We start from the raw sequence: 23,826 nt of genomic DNA on the forward strand, positions 1-23,826 counted from the left end.
GCCCGGTCCTCCCTCGTGTCCCTGTCTTCCGGTCAGGCAGCCGGAGCCCCGCCGCTGGGTACGATATCGGCTATATGGCATGCCAGAATGCAGTTTTTATTTCGATATACCGATTTATCTGCTTGCGAATCGCTATTTTGGCATGCCATCTGAGCGTGGCCAAAAAATTGGCGTACATCAGGGAGAGTCGGAAATGTCCAGGTTAGCTGCGCGCACGCGCCGATTGACGAAGCTTTTGCTTGTTGGAACGTCCCTAGCTTGGGCCCCTGTCACGCTGGCGCAGCAGACCGACCAGCTCGACGAGACCGATCGCCCGGATCAGATCGAGAATTTCGAGATCGTGGTCACCGCGAACAAGCGGGCGGAAAGCATCCAGGATGTCCCCATTTCCGTCGTCGCCGTGTCGCCCGCTGCCATCGATCAGGCCGGCATCACCAGCACCAGCGAACTTCCGCAGCTCGTACCCGGACTGACCTTCAATCCCGCCGGAGAAGCGAAACTCAACAGCTTCAATATCCGTGGTGTCGGGACCTATGCGCTCACCGCAACGCTCGAATCCTCTGTGGGCGTGGCAGTCGATGGCGTGCCACTGGCACGGGTTGGCGGCAGCATCACCGATATGGTCGATGTGGAGCGAGTGGAAGTTCTCAAAGGCCCGCAAGGCATGCTCTTCGGCAAGAATGCGACGGCAGGCCTCATCAGCATCGTCAATCGCAGGCCTGACTTCGGGGCGACGACGGGCGCGCTCAACGTCGAATATGGTTCTTACAATGAACTCAATATCGATGGAGTGGTCAATGTCGCGATTGGCGACACGGCCGCGTTACGGGTCGCGGCCTGGAAATATGGCCATGACGGTTTCATCAGGGGTCCCGATGGCGCGGACTATAGCCAGAAGAACACCTATGGCATTCGGACCAGCCTTGCATTCGAGCCTTCAGACGCCGTCTCGATCACGCTGATCGGCCAGTATGATGGCAGGGACGAGCGCGCCAATGCCAATACGCATCGCCTCTTCACCAGTACGACCCCCTTCGGGATCATCGTTGAAAACTGGGCGCGAGCGAGGGGAATCACGCCGGGGCCGCGCAACGAGCAGGGAGAGTTTTTTGCAACACCCTTCAGCAGGGCGAACAATTATTATGTCACGGGCCTGATCGATGCAGAGCTTGGCAGCGGATATACGTTGTCGTCGGCCACCTCCTATCGGTCGGTTTCGGTCGAAGGTCAGATGGACCCGTTCGTAACCAGCTCACCGTTGCTGCATCTCACCCGTCTCCAGGATCGGGAAGAATATGATCAGTTCACCCAGGAACTCCGCATAGCGTCCCCGTCCGACCGGCCGCTCAGTTTCGTGGCCGGTCTTTTCTATTATCAGTTCGAGGTAAAGGACGTTCAGGACCAGAATTTCTTCGGCCTTGTTCAGCCCGGAATCTCGAACTTCTACCGGGTCAATACCGTGACCGACAAGCTGCGGAATATCGCTGCGTTCGGTGAACTGACCTATCGTCTCACGCCAGGTTTCCGCATCATTGGCGGCGTGCGCGTCTCGAACGATCGCACGTCCGCGACTTTTGATCGGGCGAGGGTGGGTACCGATACGGGGATCATCCCGGGCAACGTGCCGATCTTCTCCTATGTCACGCGGCCCGTCAGCTACGATGCGGTGTCATACCGATTCGGGGCGCAATACGATGTTGCGCCTGACATCATGCTCTATGCGACCGCCTCGCGCGGGTACAAGGGTCCAGGCTTCAACCTCACCCAGTCAAGCACTCCGGCTGCCATCATCAACGATGCGCGGGTCGCCCCCGAAATCGCCAAATCCTATGAGATCGGGATCAAGTCGCAGTTCTTCGACCGGCGTCTCACTATCAATCTCACCGCGTTCGACTCAACGTTCGACGATTTTCAGACGACGGTCGGTCTGCCCACCAACCCGCCGACTTTCGTGATCCAGAATGCCGGGCAGCTCAAGTCCACCGGGGTCGAGCTCGAGATCAACGCGCGCCCGGCAGACGGGTTAAGCCTCGGCCTCAACGGCGCGTATATCGATGCGCGCTATACCGATTTCGACAATGCCGCGTGCTATTTCAATCAGCCCACGCGACCGGCGGGAACCCCCTTGACGCCTGGGTTGTGCGTGGGCGGCGTGCAGACGCTCAATGGCTGGCCCCTGGCCGTATCGCCCAAATGGAGCTTCAACGCTTCGGCGCGCTACGAAACGCCTGTTTCCGATGACTTCAGCGCGTTCATCAACGCGACCTACTCGTGGCGAAGCAGCGTCGTCTATGAAGCGCGCCGCGATCCGCTGGAAGTTCAGGACGGCTATGGTTTCGCCAACCTCAACCTCGGCTTCAAGACCGCCGATGGCAATATTTCGGTCGCTCTCTACGTCCGCAATCTGTTCGAAGAGCATTTCGTTTCGCGGGTTCGGCAGGAGTTCGGCGTCTATTACCAGGCACCGTCGTACGAGGCCCGGCGACGGGTCGGACTACAAGTATCCAGCAGATTCTGATGAATTCTCCGGTTCCCCTCCGCACCGGTGTGGAGCCGGTCAACTTCCCGTTTCCAAGATCGCGGCATGACCTTGCCATAGCCGCGCGCAGCAGGACCTGAAGATTACCCATGGCACATGAAACCGATATTCTCATTGTTGGTGCCGGTCCGGCGGGTCTTCTGGCCGCGATCCTGGCGTCGCAGCTGGGATTGCGTTTCGAGATCATCGAGATGCGCGCCGGGCTGCATACCGAGCCGTCGGCGCATGTCCTGAAGACCCATTCGATGGAGGTATACCGTCGGATCGGCATTGCCGATGCGATATTCGCGCAGTCGACACCTGAGGAACTGCAGCGCTGCATCGTCTGGTGCGAGAGCCTGTCCGGTCTGTGCTATGGCCGTCTCGACCTGTGCGGAAAGAAGGGTCTTTCGCCGCGCTTTACCAATATCAGCCCGGTTTATTCGGCGAACGTGCCGCAAAATGTGCTGGAGCCGCTCCTGAAGGCCCGTCTGTGCGATGTGGCCGGCACCGACCCGGTCCGGTTCGGACAGCGCCTTGTCGATTTCACACAGGATGGCGACGCGGTGAGCGCCCGGATCTCCGATGGCGAGACGACGCGGGAGGTTCGGGCGCGTTACATCCTGGGTGCCGATGGTGCGGGCAGCCAGGTACGGCGAAGCGCGGGCATCGCCATGGATGGGCCGCCTGCACTGGCGCACTTCCTGGCAATCCACATCCAATCGGACATGATGCCGATCCTGGAGCGGCATCCCGGGGTCGTGTTCTTCCTGCGCGCGCCAGGGCTCAGCGGGTTTTTCATCGTGCACCAGCCGGTCGGATCGCAGGTGTTCATGCTGCGCATCGACCCCGGCAGCACGCCGCCGGACAGTTTCGACGAGGCGCAGTGTCGCGCGATCATCGACCAGGTCATCGGGAGCGCGCATGAATACACGATCACGTCGATCGGCAGCTGGGTCATGTCCGCGCAGATTGCACGCCATTACCGCAATGGCCGGGCGCTTCTCGTCGGCGACGCCGGTCATCGCTTCCCGCCAACCGGCGGGCTCGGCCTCAATACCGGGGTCGAGGATGTCGAAAACCTGATGTGGAAGCTCAACGCGGTCATTCGCGGCAAGGCAAGCGACCGACTGCTCGACAGCTACGAGCAGGAATGTCGCCCCATTGCGATCCGCAACACCGAACAGTCTGTCCGCAACAATGAGCGAATGCAGATCATCGAGACCGCGCTCGGTGGTGACCGGGGCGATGAAGTCCTGGCCGCCACGCTCCGCGAACTCCAGTCGAATGGGTCGCATCCCCAGTTTGCGGCGTTGACGGCCGCCGTGAACGATCAGATTGACCATTTCGCATTTCTTGAACTGGAAATGGCCGCGCGGCTGACCCGGGGCGTATTCGCCGATGCGCTTCGGCCTGTGCCGACACCGGTGGAACGCCTGGAGGGGTACCAGCCCAGCTTTGCGCCTGGCGGCCATCTCCCGCATTTCTGGCTTTCGCCAGGTCGCTCGGCTCTGGATACGCTGCGGTTCGACCGCTTCATCCTGTTCGTCCCCGCCGGGGCCGAGAATGAATGGTCTGTCGCCGTGGACGCGATAGCCGGCGACTATCTGCCGGTGGACATCGTCGCACTCGAAGGCTCGATGCGCAGCGAACAGGCCAGCGTGGCAGACTATTGGGGCGAGCAGCCGTTCGCGATGCTCGTCCGCCCCGACGGGCGCATCGCATGGGTCGAGCCTGCAGGGATCGAGGACCGCACGGCCGAACTCGAGCGGGTTCTGGCCCTGATAAGCGATGGCGAAATCTGCTCCGCTGGCCGGGAGCAGGCCGCATGAACCACGGGCCGATCGACATGCAGGCAGTCGAATTCCGCCCGGACGGGCCGGGGTTCATTGCTGCCGTCACGCGACGCCGGGTTCCTGTCGCAGGGCCGGGCGAGGTCCTGATCGCGGTTCACGCGGCCGGCGTGAATGGTCACGATATCCACCAGCTCCACGCGGGAGGCCATCCGCTTCGACCGGGTGAGACCGATATCCCTGGTCTGGAGGTCTCCGGCGAGATCGTCGCACTGGGAGAGGGCGTATCGCGCTGGTCGGTCGGCGATCGGGTCTGTGCGCTGCTGCGAGGCGGTGGCTATGCCGAATACGCCATCGCACCCGAGGGCAGCTGCTTTCCGAAACCCGCAAATCTCGGCTGGGTGGAGGCGGCCGCGTTGCCAGAAACCTATTGCACGGTGTGGAGCAACGTCTTCATCGACGGCGCGCTCGGCGCGGACGAGACCTTCCTCATGAACGGAGGGACCAGCGGGATCGGCGTCGCATCGATCCAGATCGCCCATGCACTGGGTCGCCGGGTCTTCGCGACAGCGCGCGGTGCGCAAAAGGCACGGCAGTGCGAGGCGCTCGGCGCGACGCGCGGCATCGACTATGAAACTGAGGATTTCGCTGAGGTCGTGATGGCCTCGACCGACAACCGCGGTGTCGACGTGATCCTCGATATCGTTGCCGGGGATTATCTCAGCAAGGACTTGGATGCCCTCGCAGAGGGTGGCAGGCTGGTGTTCATCGGCGGCGCGCGCGGCTTTTCCGCCGAACTCGATATCCGCAAGCTGATGCGCAAGCGCCTTCGGGTGATGGGCAGCCTGCTGCGACCGCGCCCCGATGCCTTCAAGGCCCGCGTGGTGTCCGAACTTGTGGAGCATGTCTGGCCGCATGTCTGCGCCGGAAGGATCGATCCCATGGTCGATCGCAGCTTCATGCTGGCGGACGCGGCAAGCGCGATCGCCCATGTCGAAGGCCGCCACCACATCGGCAAGGTCGTGCTCGAGGTGAAGCCACAGTGAGCCACGCCCGCGCAATAAAGGCTCCTGACCGCCCGCTGACGCCGCTGCGGGTCTTCCTGATCGTGACCGCGCTGATGTCGGCATATGCCTTGTCATTCGTCGATCGGCAGATCCTCGCGCTGCTCATCGAGCCGATGCAGCAGAGCCTGGATATCAGCGACACGGGCTTCGGGCTTATCCAGGGCCTGGCCTTTGCGGTGTTCTATTTCAGCTTCGGAATTCCGCTCGGGAGGATGGCCGACAGGGGGAACAGGCGCAACCTGATTGCGGCGGGTATCCTGATGTGGAGCTTCATGACGATGATGTGCGGCACCGCGCACTCGTTTCTCGCATTATTTGCGTGGCGGGCGGGCGTCGGCATCGGGGAAGCGGCGCTTTCGCCGGCGGCCTATTCGATGATCGCCGACCTGGTGCCCAAACATCGCCTGTCGTTTGCTCTCGCACTCTACAGCATGGGGGTCCACATCGGTGCCGGCATGGCCCTTCTCGTCGGCGGTTTCCTGCTGGACTGGATCAAGGACTCGGGTGCAGCAGAGTGGATCGCGGCCGGGACCGAGCCATGGCGGCTCGTCTTTTTTCTCGTCGGAGCACCCGGCATCGCGATGGCAACACTCATGATGTTGCTCCCGGAACCGGCGCGCAGGCAGTTTGGCGAAGCAGTCCTGGAGGAGGCTCCATCGATCCGCGAAACCATCGCTCTGGTGGTTCAGGAACATCGGCTTTTTTGCGGCCTGATTTTCGGGTTCGCCTTCCATAACGGGGTGTTTTTTGCGCTTCTCAGCTGGACGCCGACCTTTATCGAACGGGTTTACGGCCAGTCGCCGGGCGAGTTTGGCAGTTATCTCGGTCTGGCAACGACGATCGGCGGTGTTCTGGGTCTGCTCGCCGGGGGGCTGATAAGCGACCGGCTTATATCGAGCGGCCGGCACGATACGCCGATCGTCATGGGTCTGGCAGCGATGGCAGGAATGCTGCTGTGTTCGCTGGTCGTTGTCTATGGCGGGTCAATTGGACGCACCATCTCCTTCTTCGGCGGAGCGATGTTCTTCCAGGCGATTCCGATCGGCACCATCGCGGCTGCGCTGCAGTTCGTCGTGCCCAATCGCTATCGAGCCCAGATCTCGGCGCTCTATCTCATCTCGATCTCGATTGCCGGGATGACGCTTGGCCCCGCGCTTCCACCCATGATCAGCGACGGACTGTTCCGGAACCCCGCTCGAATTGGCGATGCGCTGGCCGTTACGATCGCTCTCATGATCGTTGCCGGGACGGCCTGTCTCGTGATGGGGCGCCCCGCCTACGCACGCAGATACAGGTCCATTCATGAATTCAGCACGGAGCGGGAGAGCATATGAAGATCGCAAGTTTTCGAGATCGCATCGGCATGAGCTACGGGATCGTGAAGGACGACGGCATCATCGATGTCGGCGCAAGGCTGGGGTTGCCCCTTGAAGCCGTTCTCGAGAATGCCTCCTTGCTCGCAAGGTACGCGAATTGCGCGGCCGAGCTGATGCTGGGTGACGTGACGCTGCTGCCGCCGGTTCCGAACTCCGGGCGCATCATTTGCGTCGGGCTGAATTACAGGACGCATATCGAAGAAACCGGCAATGCGGTCCCGCTCCATCCGATCCTGTTTCCGCGCTATCCTTCATCGCTCGTCGGGCAAGGGGCCGCGATGATCCGGCCGAAGGTATCGGAACGGTTCGACTATGAGGGCGAACTTGCGGTCATCATCGGAAAGCCGGGACGACACGTCGCCGCCGAACGCGCGATGGACCATGTGGCGGGCTATGCCTGTTTCAACGACGGATCGATCCGGGACTTTCAGCGCCACACATCGCAGTTCCTGCCGGGCAAGAATTTCGACCGTTCGGGCGGCTTCGGGCCTTGGCTCGTGACTCCCGACGAGGTCGGTGACGTCAATGCCCTCCACCTGACCACGCGGCTGAACGGATCGGTCGTGCAGCAGAGCGGCATCGACGATCTGCTGTTCGGCGTCGAAGCGCTGATCGCCTATGTCTCGCAGATATGGGAAATCCGGCCGGGCGACGTGATCGCCACAGGGACGACCGGCGGTGTCGGTGCCGCGCGCAACCCACCGCTCTGGATGAAGCCCGGCGATCTGATCGAAGTCGAGATCGACCGGCTGGGCATATTGTCGAACCCGATCGTCGATGAGGAGACAGCGGTATGACCATTCGCCCCATCCGGCTTGCCCATATCGTCTTTTACACGGCTGATTTGAAGCGCATGTGCGACTGGTATTGCACGGTGCTCGGTGCCGAAGTGGTCAATGGCAATGATTTCATCGCCTTTCTGACCTATGATGACGAGCATCACCGGATTGCCCTCATCGCTCCGCCGGACATCGCGCCGCGCCCAAAAGGTCCCACCGTCGGCTTTTACCATTCGGCCTTTACCTATGCGGGCCTCGAGGACCTGCTGGAAACACACGATCGGTTGCGTGACCTGGGCATCATGCCCCGAAGGACGATCAACCACGGCCCCACGATTTCGCTCTATTACACCGATCCCGATGGCAATGACGTCGAGCTTCAGGTCGACCGATTTGAGAATGCCCGCGATGCGCAGGAATGGATGAAAGGCGCTGCATTCACGGCCAACCCCATCGGGATCGATCTTGATGTGGAGGATCTGCGGCGCCGTCTGGAACAGGGCGAACCGGTCGCATCGATCATGGTGCGGCCTGACGAAGTCGTGTCATGATCGACAAGCGATGCGCAACGATCGCGCAAGCCCTTCACGATGTTCACGATGGCGCGACCATATTGATCAGTGGGTTCGGCGAAGCGGGCAATCCTACCGAACTCATTCACGCGCTGATCGAACAGGGCGCGCGTGACCTGACTGTCGTCAACAACAACGCGGGCAACGGAGAGATCGGCCTGGCGCTTCTTCTGAAGGAACGGCGCGTCCGCAAGATCGTCTGCTCATTCCCTCGCGGGTCGCATGGTCATGTGTTCGATGAACTCTATCACGCCCGGCAGATCGAACTCGAACTCGTATCACAAGGCACTTTGGCAGAACGCATCCGTGCGGCCGGGGCGGGGATACCGGCCTTCTATACCGCAACCGGTGCAGGGACCGAGATCGCGAACGGCAAGGAGGCGCGAACCTTTGGCGGTCGGGAATATCTGATGGAAACGGCAATCCACGCAGACTTCGCCTTGATCAAGGCGGAGCGTGCGGATCGCTGGGGTAACCTTGTCTACAACAAGGCGGCCCGGAACTTTGCGCCGGTCATGGCGATGGCCGCCGCCACGACGATCGTCCAGGCACGTCATGTCGTGGAACCAGGCGAGCTCGACCCGGAGGCGATCGTGACGCCTTCGATTTTCGTCGACCGCATCGTCCATGTCCCTGACCCTGTCCGGGAAAGCGACCATCTTGCTGCACTGGACAAGGAGCGGGCGTCATGAAGGGCTGGACTCGCGACGAGATAGCGGCGCGGGCTGCGATCGACATTCCGGACGGCGCCTATGTCAACCTCGGCATCGGTCAGCCCGAACGCGTCGCAGACCTCATGCCGCCCGACCGCGAGATCATACTCCACAGCGAAAACGGGATATTGGGGATGGGCAAGGCCCCCGCCTTCGAGGATCGGGACATGGAGCTGATCAATGCCGGCAAGAAGCCCGTGACGCTCGTGCCGGGTGGTGCCTTCTTTCATCATGCCGACAGCTTCGCCATGATTCGGGGGCGGCATATCGACGTCTGCATCCTCGGGGCGTTCGAGGTGACCTGCGCGGGAGACATCGCCAACTGGTCGAGCGGAGGCAACGCTCCGCCGGCTGTCGGAGGGGCCATGGACCTGGTGGCCGGGGCGCGCGAAGTCCGGGTGATCATGTCGCATCGGACCGCACAGGGTCGGCCCAAGCTGATCGAGCAACTTACGCTGCCTGCAACGGGGCGGGCGGTGGTCAAGCGCGTCTATACCGAGATGGCGGTCATGGATCCGGCAGGCGATCATTTCAAACTGGTTGAACTGGCTCCCGGTATTCACCTGGACGCCCTGGAGCAGGCAACAGGTGCGCCGGTCAGTGCGGGCTGACCGGCGCTTTGCGACCGCGACAGCGGCGTCGTCACGGAGCCGTGTCGACCTTGTTGCCACGCTTCTTGCGGGCAGGCCCGCGCGTTTCGACCGGCGCCAGGGAACGGCGTCCCGACCGAAGCAGGCGACCAAGATGATTGCGCGATCGGTGCGCATGCTCGCGCATGAGAAATTCGGCGCGCGCGCCTTCCCCCTGACGCAGCGCGTCCAGTATGTGGATATGGTCGGAATGGGCCTCGAGCATGCGCGCCTGGGCATCATCCTGCTGATCATTGGTAAACAGGATGGCAACCGGAGCGACGAGCGGCATTTTCGACAGGAACGCATGCACCTTTTGAAGGGTCCCGAGACCGGAAGCCTCGATGATCGCGCCGTGGAACTCGTCGTTCGCGAGCGACCACGATCGCATGTCGTCCGCGCCGCAAAGCCCGGCAGCGACAAGACGCTCGCCTTCCGCAACGCACGCTTCGAGCCGGGCAATCGTGTCGGCAGGCAGTCCCCGTTCGACGGCGGCGCGCGCTGCCAGCCCTTCCAGGGCTCCGCGAACATCGAAGGCCGACAACACGTCATCGATACTGAAATCGCAAACGACAAAGCCGCGATTTGCTTCGCCCGTGACCAGCCCCTCTGCCTCCAGGATGCTGAGCGCCACGCGAACCGGCGTGCGCGACACTCCGAATGCCTGAGCGAGATCGCGTTCGGGCACCCGCGAGCCTGGCTTTAGCTCCTGCGAGACGATCATTTCGCGCAGCTTCAGCGTGACGCTCTCAACTCGGGTAGCCATCTTGAATCTCCAGGCCGGTCGGTCGAGGGGATCCGAACGGACTTTTCAGCGTGAAATCAAACGCATCTTTCGGTTCTGCTTCGCGGGCCAGCCAGTTTTCGGCGGTAGCCCGCACCAGCCAGCGCACGACCCTGCCATCGTCCGAAAATGCCAGGCGTTGCGATGGCCGGAAGGTTGGCATGCCAAATCGGTAGGGCATTCGCAATGGCGGCCTTGGTCGGTCGATAACTCTGGTCTATCTCGGGAGCGGGTCATGTCGTTTGCTTTCAGAGCCTGGTATTAGGCCGCCCTCGCGCACGAAGTCACGCAGACCCCGTTCATGCGCCGTCTGCTCGGCATCCCGACACTGATCGTGCGCGACGAACGCGGCGTGGCAAAGGCCACCAGCGACCGTTGTCCGCATCGTTTCGCGCCACTCCACAAGGGTGTGTTCGACGGCAGAATGATCGAATGCCCCTGTCACGGCTTCAAGGTCGATCTGAACGACAAGTGTGGCCATCATCCCCATGGCGATAGAAGAATTCCCCGCGCGGCGCGGGTGAAATCATATCCGGTTCAGGCGCGCGACGATGTGATCTGGATCTGACCCGGCGACCCAGCCCTGGCCAACCCGGAGGACATCACGCCGCTTCAACTGGTCCAGCGGGGCGCGTTGCCACCGGTCGATGGTCATCTGCTGATGCCAGTCGACTATCGACTGGTTCTCGACACCCTGATCGACCTTTCGCATGCGATGTTCCTTCACGCAGGAATCCTGTCGCGCGGACGTGCGCTGATCGCGGCCTGTCAGGAGGATATCGACAGCAGGGAATCTTCTCTGTCCAGCCGGTGGACCTCGCAACCGCCTTTGCGGCCACGCGCTGCCGCCGCAACCTTGAGCGCCGGATCGCCGCCGCGGCTGCCTGATCGGGTCCATGCGAGCAGGACAGGGCGGTGGTTCTTACAGGACCATGCCTTCGATCCCTGCCATATCCAGCGACGCCTGTTCCCGCGCGATTACGCGCCGAAAACTCGGACGCGCCCGCACCCTGGCGGCGTGGTCGGCGAGTGCCGGAAAGCGATCGAGCGGAAAGCCGCCCTTTTCAGCGGTGCTGTACCCCCAATAGACATAGGTGTCGATGATGGACCAGCTGGTGCCGTACCACCAACCGCCCGCCAGCCGCTGGCTGATCCTTTCGCAGTCGCCAAGAAATGTCTCGATGCCGTGCGCCCGCACCCCATCCGTCTCACCCGTCGTCCACTTCACGGGCATCCTGATCTGTCGCACGGTCGGATGCATGGTCCCGGAGCACCACGCGAGATCGGCGCGATACTGATGATCCTCCAGCGGTCCTTGGGTCGGCGGAAACAGGCCGCCTTCAGGCCGCAGGCAGTGCAGCGTCCAGAGGATGGCGGCGTTCTCGGTCAGGATCGTGCCGTCGATCATGAGCGTCGGAACTTTGCCCTTCGGGTTGATCGCGAGATAGTCTGGCTTTGTCTGCCCCATGGCCTTCATGTTGACGAGCACGTCGCTGTAATCGCAACCGACTTCCTCGAGCGCGTTCATCGTGACGCGCGAGCAGGCAGCGGGGAATTGATAAAGCGTGATTTCCATGTGCGCACCTCCGCTAGATCACTTTGGCATGCCAAACGCCATAACGCTAGAGAAAATCAGCGTCTGTAGGCAGAATAGCGATAATTTGGCATGCCATCTAATGGGGATGCAGGATGCGATTATCCGTTCAGCCGGAACGCGGCAAGGGGGCCGCAATCGACGAGCCGCGAGGCGATGGAAGATCGGCGGATGGCTGCGCGCCTCAACTATAGCTTCTTCCATGCGCCATGTGTTGCGATGCTGTTCATGCCGTCAGTGGGGGATAATGTCCGGATTGCCAGCGACATCGGCATGTACGCGCAGACATTCCTGTTGTCGCTCACGGCGCACGGTCTGGGAGGCATCCCCCAGACGGCGCTAGGCTTCTATGCCGGAACCATTCGGAAGGTGCTGGGGATCGACGATTCCCTCAAGATGCTGTTTGGAATCTCGTTTGGTTACCCGGACGAGCACGCCGCCGGCCACAGCTATCGGATCGGAAAGGCCGCGATCGAGGAGAGCGTGACCTTTCACTCGTGAACCTGGCCCATAGGCGAATACCGTTCCACAGCCATGGTGGCGCGACGGGTTTGCGGAAACGGACCTCGATGGCATCCTGCCGTGCTGGAGCGGCAAGGCACACCAGAGAAGGCGGGCGCCATCCTCGCCAGGCGGGGCGGGACGATGACTGTGGCAGGTCTTCACCCAGCCTGCCGGAGCTGTCCGATGACGAAGAAGACCCGCTGACAGTCAGACAAGAGGGAGCAGGAAGCATGGACATTTTCAAGGATCGGATCTTTGCCGGCAAGACCGTTTTTGTGGCGGGCGGGTCCAGCGGGATCAATCTTGGCATCGCGCAACGCTTTGCCGAGTTCGGCGCCAGGGTCGGCCTGATCAGCCGCACGCAGGACCGCGTGGCCGCCGCCGCCAGGACAATCGCGGACACTGGTGGTGAGGCAATGGGCATGGCCGCGGATGTGCGGGATTACGATGCGGTAGCGGCCGCCTTCGCAGCCGTGAAGGACAGCTACGGCGAAATAGACGTTGTGATATCGGGCGCTGCGGGCAATTTTCTGGCACCGGTCGTTGGTATGTCGTCGAACGCCTTCAAGACCGTCATCGATATCGATCTGCTGGGGACCTTCAATGTCCTGCGGGCGTCGTATGATTTCATTCGCAAGCCCGGCGCCTCGATCATCTCGATTACTGCTGGCCAGGCTGTGCGGCCCGTCATGTTCCAGGCGCATGCAGGTGCGGCCAAGGCGGGCATCAACAATCTCACCCAATGTCTCGCGATGGAATGGGGGCCGGCAGGGATACGCGTCAATGCCATTTCGCCCGGCCCGATCGGCGACACCGAAGGGATGGCTCGGCTCGCCCCATCGGAAGAGGCGACAAGGGCCTTGAAGTCGAAGATTCCGCTTCGTGACTATGGGACGAAGAGGGATATCGCTGACCTTGCCCTATTTCTTTGCAGTGACAATGCGAAATACATCACCGGCGCCATCATCGATTGCGATGGCGGGTCCGTACTGGGCGATGCATCCGCTGATGCGCTGTCGGTCAGGCCGCGGGGCTAGGGAGATTCTCGATGGGCGATCTTGATTTCACCGGCAAGCGCGTACTGGTCGTTGGCGGGTCGAGCGGCATCGGCAATGGCATCGCGCGCGCTTTTCTTGCCCGCAGCGCTGATGTCACCGTCTGGGGGACGCGCCCTCGGGTAGAAGATTACGAAGGTGATCCCGGCAGCGACCTTTCCGGGGTCAGCTATACGTGTGTCGATGTTGGTCAGCCCGAAATCGTGGCTGCCGCACCGTTCGATGGCGACAGCCTCGATGTCCTTGTCTGCTGCCAGGGCACGGTCATTTATGCGCGCGGCGAGTTCGAGATGGCAGGCTTCGAAAAGGTGGTGGACGTCAATCTCAACAGCATGATGGCGTGCGCGCTGAAGTTCCGGGCGCAGCTGGCCAAGGCCAAGGGAGCGCTGATCCTGATCAGTTCCACCGCTGCGCTGCGAACCACGCTTGGCAATCCTGCCTATAACGCGTCCAAGGCCGGAATCCTGGGTCTGACGCGTTCGCTCGCCCAGGCCTGGATTGGTGAGGGTATCCGCGTCAACGGCGTGGCACCCGGTCTGGTCGACACCAAGTTGACCAAGGTGATGACGGCGGACCCCAAGCGACTGGAGAAGCAGCTCGGGGCCATTCCGAGCGGCCGCTTGGGAACGCCAGCCGACATCGCCGGTGCGGTATTGTACCTTGCCTCGCCGCTTGCTGACTATGTGGTCGGACAGACGCTCGCGGTCGATGGCGGGGGCTCGTTGTGACCCCCGTCGAGCACCTTGCCGATACGCTGCAGGGCTCTGCCGCTCTGATAACCGGCGCGGGCAGTGGCATCGGTCGGGCCATGGCCGTCCTGTTCAGCCGTCGCGGGGCGAAAGTCGCGGTGGTCGATCGCAATGCCGAGGCCGCGAATGCGGTGGTCCGTGAGATCCAGCGCGAAGGGGGCTCCGCGATCCCGGTGCCGCTCGATCTCGCGGATCTGGACGGCATCGCGTCCGCGGTCGAAGAGGTCGCTACGCGTCTGGGAGCGCTGGATGTGGTGGTGAACAACGCCGGCTTCTCGCTGATGACCCCGCTTGACGCGGCCGACTTTCGCGAAAGCTGGGACCAGCAGATTGCGGTGCTGCTGACGGCGCAACCGCTGGTCATCCGTGCGGCCCTGCCCTTCTTGCGCCGGTCCGCGCATCCCCGCATCCTGAATATCGCTTCGACCGAGGGCTTGGGGGCGACGGCGCGGCTGAGCGCGTACAGCGCCGCAAAGGCTGGGGTGATTGGCCTGACCCGGTCGCTGGCTGTCGAACTCGGACCCGAGGGCATAACGGTCAACTGCATCTGCCCTGGCCCGGTCGAAACCGGCCTCACGCAAGACATTCCCGATCAGGACAAGGCTCGCTATGCCAACAGGCGCACGGCGCTGCGGCGCTACGGCCGGCCAGAGGAAGTCGCTCATGTCGCGCTCAGCCTGTGCGTTCCTGCGGCATCTTTCATTACAGGTGCTGTCGTGCCGGTAGATGGCGGTTTGATGGCCAGGAACGCATAAGGGGCGAACCCGTGGAATGGAAATCACTGGTCGATCTGAATCGCCTTGCCGAATGGATGGACGGGCAGGGGCTTGGTTCGGGGCGCCTAAGCGATATCGTGCCACTGGTCGGCGGGACTCAGAACGTGCTCTTGCGCTTCCGCCGTGCAGACCGCGAATTCGTCCTTCGCCGCCCTCCGCTGCACAGTATCGCCAATGGCAGCGAAACCATGCGCCGGGAAGCGCGGATCCTGGCAGCCCTGGCCGGCTCAGACGTGCCCCATGCCCGATTGGTCGCTGCCTGTCCCGATGATGATGTGCTGGGTGCGGCCTTTTTCCTGATGGAGCCCGTGGACGGGTTTACGGCTCCGGTCAGACTGCCCGCGCTACATGCAGGCAGTCCGCTCATTCGTCGGCAGATGGGGTTTGCCATGGTCGACGCCGCACTGGCGCTGGGCCGTATCGACCCGTTCGAAGCGGGGCTGGGCGACATGGGGAAGCTCGAGGGATATCTCACGCGCCAGGCCGCGCGATGGCGCTCGCAATATGACGGCTATGCAAAGCACGATGGATGGGCGGCTGACAGCCTCACCGGCATCGATGCGATCGGCCAGTGGCTCGATGCCAACTGCCCCAGGCATTTCAAGCCGGGGATCATCCACGGCGATTATCATCTCGGCAATGTCATGTTCCGGCTCGACAGCCCCGCGATCGCTGCAATCGTGGATTGGGAACTGGCGTCGGTCGGCGACCCTCTGATCGACATGGGCTGGCTGCTCGCAACCTGGCCGGAAGCGGAGCAGGGTTTTGAGGCGATTGCGCCTGTCGAACCCTGGCAAGGCTTTCCCAGCGCTACCGAACTGGCAGAGCATTATGCGGCCGGCACGGAAAGGGATGTCTCTGCGATGCTCTGGTACAAGGTGCTCGCCTGCTACAAGCTCGGGATATTGCTCGAAGGGTCGCACGCTCGCGCTCTGGCAGGCAAGGCCGAGAAGGAAATTGGCGATCGTCTGCACAACCAGGCCGAACAGCTGCTGCTGCGCGCTCAGCGCACGATAGAACGGGGTACTCTCTAGACGGGGAGCGGTGTTTCCGTGTCACGGGGCGTCAGGACAAACGGGCGCAACCGACGTTCGCATCGCTTGTCCGCCCAAGCCGCGCCCGGGGACTGGCTGCGCGCCCGTCACGGACCACCGGCGAGCCCCTTATTCGCGCATGCTGCCATCGACTGCTTCGCGCCCTCCGGTCGAAGCATCACGATAGGCGAACCTGCCGGCGGCGTCATGCATGCCGATGCTGCCGTCAGGGATGCAGTGGTACATGAGATATTCAACGCCGCCGGGGGTGCCGCGGCCCTCAGCGATCGCCATGACATGATTCAGCCATGCATATCGGGTGTGGCTGGTTTCGAAGCGCGGCTGAGTGACGAAATAGGTGTCGCCGAAATCTACCGCCTCGCCCCGCCGATATCTGTCCATCATTTCCGGGGATGATTTTGCCACGCCGAAATACTGGACAAAGATGTTTGCGCCATCCCCGGTGACGATCACCAGGCGAACATCGATATGGTAAGCGCCATCGCTGTCAATCAGCTCGAATTCGCCGCCGACCGGGGCCACGGTTCCGCGAATGTCTGGACCTTCGACGATCCCGCCCGCCAGTGTCCAGACATTTCTCTTGCCTTTGGGTATGCTGCCGATCGGATAGCGTTTTCCGAGCGTCACGTTCATGCGCAACAAGGGTTCGAGACGCACGCAGCTTCCTTTCCGGGATCAGGTACAGCCCGCTGCGGATATGGCGTCCGCCGCAAGCTTTTTTGGGGTCAGATGCGCTCAGTGATGATCGCAGGTGCCATTCCGCTGGCGGCACACATCGTCACGAGACCATAGCGCCCACCCGTGCGCCCGAGTTCGTCCAGACATCGACCTTGGAGCGATCGAGCTTGAGGTCACGAAGGAACTTTTCAGCCACGACGGCAAAAGGCATCGTTGATGTTCCGCAGGTCGTCGACCAGATGATGTCATCGACGTCTGCGGTGTTGAGATTATTGCGCTCCGCGATGGCCTTGAGAACGCTGGCCGCCAGATGCTCCCGGTGCATGTCTGCCAGCGCGCCCTTTCCCGCCTTGTCGATGCCACGCGGGGTTCGAACTGCGTCGATGATATACGCCGGGGTCATGGGTAGATGTCTCCGGAAGAATGCGTGAAAGACTGTTGACGCTTTAAACGGCATCAATCAGTCATTCAATTAATATCTTGCTTCTGGCAGGTCTTGCGTATGGGACAGTGCGAAGTTTTCCATGGTCAACGCGGTGACCTTGTTTCCCAGCTGCCTCGATCATGCCGAAGAGGAACTCCCGCCCGAGACACAGGGCACGCGGTTCGCGGCCATTGGCGCCACTATTCCTGATCTACGAGGGTGTCACACGAGGTCGGTGCAGCATCTGTCTTGACGAAATGCCCAACTACCGCGACGCCCCAGCGAAAGGGGTTAGAAAATGCAGATCAGTCAGACCGACCTTGCCATCATCCAGGCGCTTGCCGATGATCCGCGCATGCCCAACAAGGCCATCGGCATGCGGGTCGGGGTGAGCCAGCAAACGGTTGCCGTCCGGTTGCGGAAGTTGATGGACGGCAACGTCATCCGCGTCATGGCCCAACGCGATCTGGCCGCAGCCGGCCTTCCCGTGCTGGCGCTTGCCGGAATTTCGATCGATCACAGCGATCTGAAGGCGATCACGCGGCAACTCGGCAGCTTGCCGGAGTTGTTCAGCGTTGCCGTCTGCCCCGGGACACCGGACATCTATGTGAACATCAACTGCCCAACGCCTGAGGATGTCGAGCAGGTGGCCGAACGAATCCGCGCCCTACCCGGCGTTCGTCATTGTTCGACCATGGTGTGCCGCAAGATTTTCAAGTTCGTTTCGGGTGCGGGTGATCTGAAATCCGGCGCCGCACGGCCGTCGCTCGCCCTGACCCAGGATCGCCTGGACCAGTTCATCATCGACCAGCTCTCCGATGATGGCAGGCGCAGCCTGAGGCAGATCGCCATGAGCGCGGGCGTGTCCGAAGGGACAGTTCGGACGCGGCTGCAACGATTGACCGATCAGAACATCATTCGCGTCGGCCTGATCTGCGAGCCCGACATGATCGGCTACCAATTCTCCGCATATGTCTTCTTCGATGGCGAGCCCGAGGCGGTCCTCTCCGCCATGGACGCGATGATGCCATTGAACGAGGCAAGTTTTCTTGGCGTCACGGACGCGGGCGGCGGCATGGCCTTGCTGGTGGCGCGGACCATTGTTGAGCTTCACGAGATATGCATCGAAAAACTGCGCGCGGTGCCGGGCATCGGCAACGTGACGTTTCGTCCGCTTGCGTTCACGACGAAGCACAATTTCGACTATATCCATATCGTCGGGCAGAAATTCGAGCCGCTTGGCGACTGAAAGGGGCGGCCGGATTCGGGGAAAGCGTTTCATCAGCTTCCGGGTTCAGGGGATCATCACGGCCTTGATGCATTTCCCGCTGTGCTGGTCGGCAATGGCCTGATTGATGTCGTCGAGCCGGTATCGCGTGATCAGGCGATCGAAGGGGAAACGGCCCTGTTGGTACAGCGCTGCCATATGCGGGATGAAATCGTCAGGCTGAACGTCACCTTCGATGATGCCCATCACCGTGATTCCCGCGCTGACCAGGCGGTTGATGGCAAGGCTGATGGTATCCTCGAACCGCGGCGGCACGCCCACGAGCCCGAAGCTGGCGTGCGCGGCAAGACAGGGGACCGTCGCCTCGATCACGTGCGAAAGGCCGGTGGTGTCGAAGGCGTAATCGACGCCGTGCAGAGCAATGGCCCGAACGCAATCGGCCAGCGAATGCGCGGATGGATCCAGCACGTGGGTCGCCCCCAGTTCCAGTGCCATGGCACGGCGTTCCGGTTTCGGTTCTGCCACGATGATCGTGCTGCAACCCTGGAGGACGGCACCCATCACGGCGCTCAGGCCGACCGCTCCCCCGCCGACCACCAGCAGGGAACTGCCCGTGCGGCAGGCCAGTGCATGGATGATCGAACCGGCACCGGTCTGGATTCCGCAGCCCAGCGGTCCCATCAGCTCGAGCGGCAGCGACCGGTCGATTGCCACGGCGTTGCGCTCGTTCACCAATGCATGCGTGGCAAACGAAGACTGTCCGAAAAAGTGCGCGCTCGCCGTTTCGCCGTCGATCGACACGGCGCTGGTTCCGTCCGCGCGGCGCCCGCCGTAATTGAGCGGGGCAAAGGACAGGCAATAGGCGGGATGCCCTTCATCGCAACGCCCGCAGGTGCCGCAGCTGTTGAAGGTCGCGACCACATGGTCGCCCGGTGCAACCTTGGTCACGGCCGAGCCAACGCGCTCGACCACCCCCGAACCTTCATGTCCAAAAATGGCTGGCGCTTTCATGATGCCAAGATGCTCGGCGAAGACCAGATCGGTGTGGCACAGTCCAACCCCGGCAATGCGCACCAGGATCTCGTCTTCGCGAGGCTCCTCGATCTCGATGGCTTCCATCGCAAGCGGACCGGAAGGAATGCGCGCGACTGCGGCCCTGGCGCTGATGCTCATGACATTCTTTCCCTTCCCATGCCCATGCAGCGGCTCTCTGCCAGAGCGGTCAATTCGCCTCGAAACGGATCGGCAGGCGCTTGGGGCCGCTGACGAAGCTCGACTGCGTCCAGGCGGGCTGACCTGCGATCGTCAGCGACTTCAGTCTGGGCAGCATCTCCTCGAGCAGGATGCGCATTTCGAGCTTCGCCAGATGCTGGCCGAGGCATAGATGCGCACCATAGCCGAAGGCGACTTGCCCGTTGGGATGGCGGTCTATGCGGAAGTCGAACGGTGCCCCGAAGACGTCCTCGTCCCGGTTGGCCGAAAGATAGGACAGCATTACCCAGTCGCCGGCCTTGATGGTCTGGCCGCGCAAATCGTAATCCTGTGTTGCCGTGCGCATGAAGTGCTTCACCGGGGTCGTCCAGCGGATGGCTTCCTCCACCAGGCCGCCGATGAGCGAGGGGTCTGCCTGAACCTGTCTCAGCAGTTCCGGTCGTTCCGCCAGCGCCCAGATCGCGCCGGCAGTCGATGCTGAAGTGGTGTCATGCCCCGCGGTCGCCACCAGCACATAATAGCCATTTGCGTCTCGCTCGGAGATTGGCTTGCCATCGATCCGTGCGTTGGCGATCACACTGGCCAGATCGTCGCGTGGACTGCTGCGACGTTCAGCGGTCAACGCGTTGAAATAGGCGTGGAAGTCACCCAGCACAGCCTGAAACATCGCAAGACCCTTGGCCGGGTCGTCCATGGCCGCAGCGTCTCGGGCCAGTTCCGGATCGCGGGCGCCGAAGAGCTGCTGGGTGAGCACCAGCATGCGACCCTCATCCTCTTCCGGAACGCCCAGTATCTCCATCACCACGTGCAGCGGATAATGGAGGGCGACATCGGACACGAAGTCGCATTCCCCGCCTCGCCGCATCATGCGATCGACATGATTGCGGGCAATGCTCCGGATGCGGTCGGAGAGCCTTTTGACATTGCCGGGCATGAACCAGGATTGAGTGAGGGACCGAAACAGCCGGTGCTCCTGCCCATCCATGTTGACCAGCGACCGGGTCAGGTGCGGGGAGTGGACGGCGTGCTCGACGGCCCGCAGCATTTTCTCGGGGATCAGAACGGTCGAACGGTCGCCATTGTGGAAGATGCCGGACTGCCGCTCGATCTCCATCACATCCCGATGCTTCGTGATCAGCCAGAAGGGTTCGAAATCGGCCGTGACAGCCAGCGACACGGGCAGGTTTGCCCGTAGCCATGCCAGCGCATCATGCACGCGCTGCGGCTCGGCAAAGCTGCGCGGATTGGTGATCAGCTGCGCCATGTCAGCAGGCGTAAGCGCAGGCTCCGGTGTGGCAGCGATATGCGGGCTGGCCATGATCGTTCTCTTGTCCATGAGGGAGCGCCAGCCGTTCCCACGCATCGCCATCACGGCGGTCGTGGGGGCGTGGCGCAGGGGAGACATGCCCGTCGCAATGGCAACGATCCAGGCAGCGCGGCCCGCTCCGTCGCCATCGCCGCTGGGTCATTCGGCCGCGATCGGCAGGTCCACCAGATAGTCCTGATCGAACTGCGCGCCGCGCACACCCAGCATGGTGCCGGGCGTCGCACCGGTGGCGACGCCATTGTGCAGGATCGGCTTTCCGTTGACGATCACCCATTCGATGCCGTGCGCCGGACATACCCGGCGCCAGTCTCCCTTGGGGAGGCTGTTGACGGTCTGATACTGCTCGCGATCATAGCCGATCGTATCGTAGTCATAGATATAGAGGTCGGCCGCATAGCCTTCCAGCAGGGCTCCGCGCTGCGCGAAATTGTAGATGCGCGCGGGCAGGTAGCTCAGGCTGTAATGCATCTCCTCGAGCGAGATACGACCCTCGTCGCGCACCAGCCACATGATGTTGTCGGTCGCATATTGACCGCCGCAATGCATCTTGATGTGCGCGCCGCCGTCGGACGTGCCAGAAACGACGCGCTTGTGCAGCAGCACTTCGGCCGACTTTACCGGATCGGTGCTGGTGGCCAGCGTGGTGCGGAAATCCGCCACCGCTTCAGACTTGGCGATGATGTCGAACAGGACCTCGATCGCGTGCTTGCCCTGCGCTGCCGCAATGTCGCCCAGCAGCATGCCATTGTAGCGCGCATATTCCGTCGCACCCTGAGCATCGGTTAGCTTGAATGTCTCGATCGGGCCGCCCGCACCACTCCATTGAAAGGGGTCGTATTCCTCGACGGCCCGCTGGACGAAGGCCGGGTCCGATGCCAGCGCGGCCATCTTCTTGGCGTCACGCAGGGTGGTGAATTCCAGGAAGCTGGGGCTCGTGTTCTGCCAGACGTCGTATTCCAGCGCCCGCAACTGGTTCCACGAGCGATTGACGAACGCCTGACCATAGATGTTGAGGCCCTTGCTTTCCATTTCGTCCAGCCAATCGAGCAAGCCCCGGTGATAATCGGGCATTGCATCGATGGGCGTGACGATGTTGAGCAGAACCGGGCGACCCGAGATCCGGGCCAGTTCCTCGCACGCAAAACGGTTGGAGGCCTTGCCAGCCGGCAATTCGCACAGGCACTGGATGATGCCTTCACCGCGTTCGCGCAGAACCCCGGCGAGATAATAGGCGTCCTCGATGTGCATCGAGTCCGTCGGCATCGGCGATCCGTCGATGTCCTTGTGATTGTTGTGTTCGTGGAGGAAGGAGAAGCCGAAGCCGATCGCGCCGGCATCCATGGCCTCGTGGAGAAGACGGCGCATTTCGAGCCGCTCCTGCTCCGTGGCCCCGCGCGTCTTGGCCGCCTCCATGCCCATGACATAGATCATCAGCGAATTGAGCGGCATGTATGCGGCGATGTTGACCCCCTTGGCGATCCCCCGCACGGCGGCCATCCATTCCGGAAAGCTCTCCCAGGTCCATGGCAGCGCCTCGCGCATCGCGATCATGGGCACCTGTTCGGTGTTCTCCATCATCTGCATGTAGCGATCCCGGTCTTCGGGGCGGCAGGGCATGAAGCCGAAGCCGCAATTTCCCACCACCAGCGTGGTGTTTCCGTGCCAGCTCGAGTCCGCGCAATACGGGTCCCAGAAGATCTGCGCATCATAATGGGTGTGCGGATCGATCACGCCGGGCGCGACAATGCGACCGGTCGCATCGATCACCCGCGCCCCGCGCGAGGGGGCGATGGTGCCGCCAATGGCGACGATGCGGCCGTCACGGATACCGATGTCGCCCACATAGCGCGGGATCCGCGTACCATCCACAATCGTGCCGCCAGAAACGATCAGATCAAACTCAGCCATCTCGACTCTCCCCTGGCGGCATCTTCTCCGCCTTGAGTCCATATATGCATAGTTTAAAAATCATGTCCACAGTTTAAATTATCCGCAGTGAGTGGTGAGGCGATGCGGGTCTGCCAGCGAAACCTTTCGAGGCGATCCATGGCTCGAGAGGGGCAATTGCGGCGCCAGTTGGCGGCGCGCGTTATGGCTACGGAGAGCCCAGCCTGGCCGTTCGCCGATCGGCAGAAACGGGCGGCAGCGCGCCTGCGATCCGGCACCCCGACACCGTTCATGCTGCTGCACGGCGCGAGTAAGGATTGCCTCGCTCGCAAGAACGCTGTAGGGGCAGGGCACAAAATAGCAGGGTAGCCGCCTTGCCAGGCATACGAGTGCACAGCACCACGGGGCCGTAGAATGGGGAGGGTCCTATGTCTGCGGTCTATCAATTATCATCCTGTATCGAATGGCAGTTTGCCGAGGCCGGCGAACTCGACGCACGCTTGCGCGCGGCGAAGGCGGCGGGCTTCGAGCTCGCCGAATTCCATCTCTGGCGCGACAAGCCGATCGATTCGCTCGCCGATGCGCTCACCGAAACGGGCATGCGGCTGACCAGCCTGTGCGTCGATCCGCGCCGTTCGATCGTCGATCCGGCGGAACGCGAGGCGATGCTCGCGGCGGTCGGCGACACCATCGAAGCGACCAGGGTTCTGGGCGCTCCCGACCTCATCATTGCCTCGGGCTTTCGCGTCGAGGGGTTGAGCGAGGAAGAGCATTTCGCCAATGCCGTTGCGACGCTGCGCGCGGCCGCCGATCTGGCCGAGGCGGCGGGCGTGACGCTGCTGCTCGAACCTCTGAACACCAGGCTGTTCGCGACCATGTACCTCGTCAGCACCAGGCTCGGCCTCGATCTGGTTGAGGCGGTAGGCAGCCCCAATCTTCGCCTGCTCTACGATGTCTGGCACAGCGCGGTGATGGGGGAGGATATGGCCGAGGTTTTGGCGGGCCGCATCCATCTGGTCGCGCACGTTCAGGTCGCCGACATGCCCGACCGCAACGAGCCGGGTACCGGCGATCTCGACTGGGCGCAGGTGACGAAGACGCTGCGC

General features: G+C 62.2%; 22 protein-coding genes and 3 pseudogenes. 17 read left to right on the plus strand and 8 right to left on the minus strand.

Annotated features, from left to right (window positions below; genetic code table 11):
• Positions 1–79: 79 nt before the first annotated feature.
• From DM995_RS20860 to DM995_RS20895, 8 genes are all read left to right on the plus strand, one after another.
• Positions 80–2,518: a TonB-dependent receptor gene (locus DM995_RS20860; protein WP_116970938.1), complete on the plus strand. Its 2,439-nt coding sequence runs from the start codon at positions 80–82 to the stop codon at positions 2,516–2,518.
• 110 nt (positions 2,519–2,628) lie between these two features.
• Positions 2,629–4,350, plus strand: coding sequence for an FAD-dependent monooxygenase (locus tag DM995_RS20865; protein ID WP_116970939.1), 1,722 nt, complete (start codon positions 2,629–2,631; stop codon positions 4,348–4,350).
• Positions 4,347–5,357, plus strand: a complete 1,011-nt coding sequence (locus DM995_RS20870; RefSeq protein ID WP_198669561.1) for an NAD(P)H-quinone oxidoreductase — start codon at positions 4,347–4,349, stop codon at positions 5,355–5,357. The genes DM995_RS20865 and DM995_RS20870 overlap by 4 nt, the downstream gene beginning before the upstream one ends.
• Positions 5,354–6,712: a spinster family MFS transporter gene (locus DM995_RS20875; protein WP_116970940.1), complete on the plus strand. Its 1,359-nt coding sequence runs from the start codon at positions 5,354–5,356 to the stop codon at positions 6,710–6,712. The genes DM995_RS20870 and DM995_RS20875 overlap by 4 nt, the downstream gene beginning before the upstream one ends.
• A gap of 29 nt (positions 6,713–6,741) precedes the next feature.
• Positions 6,742–7,551, plus strand: coding sequence for a fumarylacetoacetate hydrolase family protein (locus DM995_RS20880; RefSeq protein WP_232824602.1), 810 nt, complete (start codon positions 6,742–6,744; stop codon positions 7,549–7,551).
• Entirely contained in the window at positions 7,548–8,084 is a 537-nt protein-coding gene (locus DM995_RS20885) for a VOC family protein (protein WP_116970942.1), read from the plus strand. The genes DM995_RS20880 and DM995_RS20885 overlap by 4 nt, the downstream gene beginning before the upstream one ends.
• On the plus strand, positions 8,081–8,797 hold the full coding sequence (locus DM995_RS20890) for a 3-oxoacid CoA-transferase subunit A (protein WP_116970943.1): 717 nt from the start codon (positions 8,081–8,083) through the stop codon (positions 8,795–8,797). The genes DM995_RS20885 and DM995_RS20890 overlap by 4 nt, the downstream gene beginning before the upstream one ends.
• Complete coding sequence (locus DM995_RS20895; RefSeq protein WP_116970944.1) at positions 8,794–9,429, plus strand: 3-oxoacid CoA-transferase subunit B; 636 nt, start codon at positions 8,794–8,796, stop codon at positions 9,427–9,429. Before DM995_RS20890 ends, DM995_RS20895 begins: the two co-directional genes overlap by 4 nt.
• A gap of 31 nt (positions 9,430–9,460) precedes the next feature.
• On the opposite strand, the gene DM995_RS20900 is transcribed toward DM995_RS20895, so the two are convergent.
• Together DM995_RS20900 and DM995_RS21540 are read right to left on the minus strand one after the other, a co-directional pair.
• Positions 9,461–10,213, minus strand: a complete 753-nt coding sequence (locus DM995_RS20900; protein WP_023836116.1) for a GntR family transcriptional regulator — start codon at positions 10,211–10,213, stop codon at positions 9,461–9,463.
• Entirely contained in the window at positions 10,197–10,394 is a 198-nt protein-coding gene (locus DM995_RS21540; protein ID WP_198669563.1) for a hypothetical protein, read from the minus strand. The genes DM995_RS20900 and DM995_RS21540 overlap by 17 nt, the downstream gene beginning before the upstream one ends.
• 129 nt (positions 10,395–10,523) lie before the next feature.
• On the opposite strand from DM995_RS21540, the pseudogene DM995_RS20905 reads away from it, so the two are divergent.
• Together DM995_RS20905 and DM995_RS22860 are read left to right on the plus strand one after the other, a co-directional pair.
• Positions 10,524–10,799 (plus strand): annotated as a pseudogene (locus tag DM995_RS20905) (Rieske 2Fe-2S domain-containing protein); the annotation flags it as partial.
• Positions 10,800–10,946: 147 nt separating this feature from the next.
• Positions 10,947–11,102, plus strand: a pseudogene (locus tag DM995_RS22860) (hypothetical protein); the annotation flags it as partial.
• A gap of 51 nt (positions 11,103–11,153) precedes the next feature.
• Here DM995_RS22860 and DM995_RS20910 read toward each other — a convergent pair.
• A complete protein-coding gene (locus tag DM995_RS20910; protein WP_116970946.1) occupies positions 11,154–11,807 on the minus strand; it encodes a glutathione S-transferase family protein in 654 nt (217 codons plus the stop codon).
• Positions 11,808–11,897: 90 nt separating this feature from the next.
• Between DM995_RS20910 and DM995_RS20915 the strand changes: the two genes are divergently transcribed.
• The 5 genes from DM995_RS20915 to DM995_RS20935 all read left to right on the plus strand — a co-directional run bounded on the left by DM995_RS20915 (position 11,898) and on the right by DM995_RS20935 (position 15,943).
• On the plus strand, positions 11,898–12,326 hold the full coding sequence (locus DM995_RS20915; RefSeq protein ID WP_116970947.1) for a nitroreductase family protein: 429 nt from the start codon (positions 11,898–11,900) through the stop codon (positions 12,324–12,326).
• A gap of 233 nt (positions 12,327–12,559) precedes the next feature.
• A complete protein-coding gene (locus DM995_RS20920; RefSeq protein WP_023836153.1) occupies positions 12,560–13,366 on the plus strand; it encodes an SDR family oxidoreductase in 807 nt (268 codons plus the stop codon).
• An 11-nt stretch (positions 13,367–13,377) separates the two neighbouring features.
• Positions 13,378–14,112 (plus strand): SDR family NAD(P)-dependent oxidoreductase, encoded by a 735-nt coding sequence (locus DM995_RS20925; RefSeq protein ID WP_116970948.1) that lies wholly within the window; start codon positions 13,378–13,380, stop codon positions 14,110–14,112.
• Positions 14,109–14,888, plus strand: a complete 780-nt coding sequence (locus DM995_RS20930) for an SDR family NAD(P)-dependent oxidoreductase (protein ID WP_023836155.1) — start codon at positions 14,109–14,111, stop codon at positions 14,886–14,888. Before DM995_RS20925 ends, DM995_RS20930 begins: the two co-directional genes overlap by 4 nt.
• 11 nt (positions 14,889–14,899) lie before the next feature.
• The gene (locus DM995_RS20935; protein WP_023836156.1) at positions 14,900–15,943 is read left to right on the plus strand and encodes a phosphotransferase family protein; all 1,044 of its coding nucleotides are present in this window, start codon (positions 14,900–14,902) and stop codon (positions 15,941–15,943) included.
• Between the two features lie 129 nt (positions 15,944–16,072).
• Here the strand turns inward: DM995_RS20935 and DM995_RS20940 are convergent, their stop codons facing one another.
• Together DM995_RS20940 and DM995_RS22610 are read right to left on the minus strand one after the other, a co-directional pair.
• Positions 16,073–16,621 carry a DUF3237 domain-containing protein gene (locus DM995_RS20940; protein WP_157973454.1) on the minus strand — a complete coding sequence of 183 codons (549 nt, stop codon included), beginning with the start codon at positions 16,619–16,621 and terminating at the stop codon, positions 16,073–16,075.
• Positions 16,622–16,868: 247 nt separating this feature from the next.
• Positions 16,869–17,045, minus strand: a pseudogene (locus tag DM995_RS22610) (thiolase family protein); the annotation flags it as partial.
• Positions 17,046–17,364: 319 nt separating this feature from the next.
• Here DM995_RS22610 and DM995_RS20955 point away from each other — a divergent pair.
• Positions 17,365–18,315, plus strand: a complete 951-nt coding sequence (locus tag DM995_RS20955; RefSeq protein ID WP_116970950.1) for an Lrp/AsnC family transcriptional regulator — start codon at positions 17,365–17,367, stop codon at positions 18,313–18,315.
• A 45-nt stretch (positions 18,316–18,360) separates the two neighbouring features.
• On the opposite strand, the gene DM995_RS20960 is transcribed toward DM995_RS20955, so the two are convergent.
• The 3 genes from DM995_RS20960 to DM995_RS20970 are packed head-to-tail and all read right to left on the minus strand — an operon-like array spanning position 18,361 to position 22,741.
• A complete protein-coding gene (locus tag DM995_RS20960) occupies positions 18,361–19,467 on the minus strand; it encodes an NAD(P)-dependent alcohol dehydrogenase (protein WP_116970951.1) in 1,107 nt (368 codons plus the stop codon).
• Positions 19,468–19,516: 49 nt separating this feature from the next.
• Positions 19,517–20,911 carry a cytochrome P450 gene (locus DM995_RS20965; protein ID WP_232824604.1) on the minus strand — a complete coding sequence of 465 codons (1,395 nt, stop codon included), beginning with the start codon at positions 20,909–20,911 and terminating at the stop codon, positions 19,517–19,519.
• A gap of 60 nt (positions 20,912–20,971) precedes the next feature.
• Positions 20,972–22,741: an N-acyl-D-amino-acid deacylase family protein gene (locus DM995_RS20970; RefSeq protein WP_198669566.1), complete on the minus strand. Its 1,770-nt coding sequence runs from the start codon at positions 22,739–22,741 to the stop codon at positions 20,972–20,974.
• Positions 22,742–23,148: 407 nt separating this feature from the next.
• Between DM995_RS20970 and DM995_RS20975 the strand changes: the two genes are divergently transcribed.
• On the plus strand, positions 23,149–23,826 hold a 678-nt coding region (locus DM995_RS20975; RefSeq protein WP_116970953.1), incomplete at its 3' end, for a TIM barrel protein.

This window comes from Blastomonas sp. UPD001 (assembly GCF_003426715.1).
GTDB lineage: Bacteria > Pseudomonadota > Alphaproteobacteria > Sphingomonadales > Sphingomonadaceae > Blastomonas.

Excerpts from the sequence above, each read along its gene's own strand:
- DM995_RS20960 (WP_116970951.1), bottom strand. The coding sequence starts at position 19,467 with ATGAGCATCAGCGCCAGGGCCGCAGTCGCGCGCATTCCTTCCGGTCCG.
- DM995_RS20890 (WP_116970943.1), top strand. The coding sequence starts at position 8,081 with ATGATCGACAAGCGATGCGCAACGATCGCGCAAGCCCTTCACGATGTT.
- DM995_RS20955 (WP_116970950.1), top strand. The coding sequence starts at position 17,365 with ATGCAGATCAGTCAGACCGACCTTGCCATCATCCAGGCGCTTGCCGAT.
- DM995_RS20915 (WP_116970947.1), top strand. The coding sequence starts at position 11,898 with ATGCCATCTAATGGGGATGCAGGATGCGATTATCCGTTCAGCCGGAAC.
- DM995_RS20970 (WP_198669566.1), bottom strand. The coding sequence starts at position 22,741 with ATGGCTGAGTTTGATCTGATCGTTTCTGGCGGCACGATTGTGGATGGT.
- DM995_RS20860 (WP_116970938.1), top strand. The coding sequence starts at position 80 with ATGCCAGAATGCAGTTTTTATTTCGATATACCGATTTATCTGCTTGCG.
- DM995_RS20965 (WP_232824604.1), bottom strand. The coding sequence starts at position 20,911 with ATGTCTCCCCTGCGCCACGCCCCCACGACCGCCGTGATGGCGATGCGT.
- DM995_RS20895 (WP_116970944.1), top strand. The coding sequence starts at position 8,794 with ATGAAGGGCTGGACTCGCGACGAGATAGCGGCGCGGGCTGCGATCGAC.
- DM995_RS20880 (WP_232824602.1), top strand. The coding sequence starts at position 6,742 with ATGAGCTACGGGATCGTGAAGGACGACGGCATCATCGATGTCGGCGCA.
- DM995_RS20865 (WP_116970939.1), top strand. The coding sequence starts at position 2,629 with ATGGCACATGAAACCGATATTCTCATTGTTGGTGCCGGTCCGGCGGGT.
- DM995_RS20920 (WP_023836153.1), top strand. The coding sequence starts at position 12,560 with ATGGACATTTTCAAGGATCGGATCTTTGCCGGCAAGACCGTTTTTGTG.
- DM995_RS21540 (WP_198669563.1), bottom strand. The coding sequence starts at position 10,394 with ATGCCAACCTTCCGGCCATCGCAACGCCTGGCATTTTCGGACGATGGC.
- DM995_RS20900 (WP_023836116.1), bottom strand. The coding sequence starts at position 10,213 with ATGGCTACCCGAGTTGAGAGCGTCACGCTGAAGCTGCGCGAAATGATC.
- DM995_RS20910 (WP_116970946.1), bottom strand. The coding sequence starts at position 11,807 with ATGGAAATCACGCTTTATCAATTCCCCGCTGCCTGCTCGCGCGTCACG.
- DM995_RS20925 (WP_116970948.1), top strand. The coding sequence starts at position 13,378 with ATGGGCGATCTTGATTTCACCGGCAAGCGCGTACTGGTCGTTGGCGGG.
- DM995_RS20870 (WP_198669561.1), top strand. The coding sequence starts at position 4,347 with ATGAACCACGGGCCGATCGACATGCAGGCAGTCGAATTCCGCCCGGAC.
- DM995_RS20885 (WP_116970942.1), top strand. The coding sequence starts at position 7,548 with ATGACCATTCGCCCCATCCGGCTTGCCCATATCGTCTTTTACACGGCT.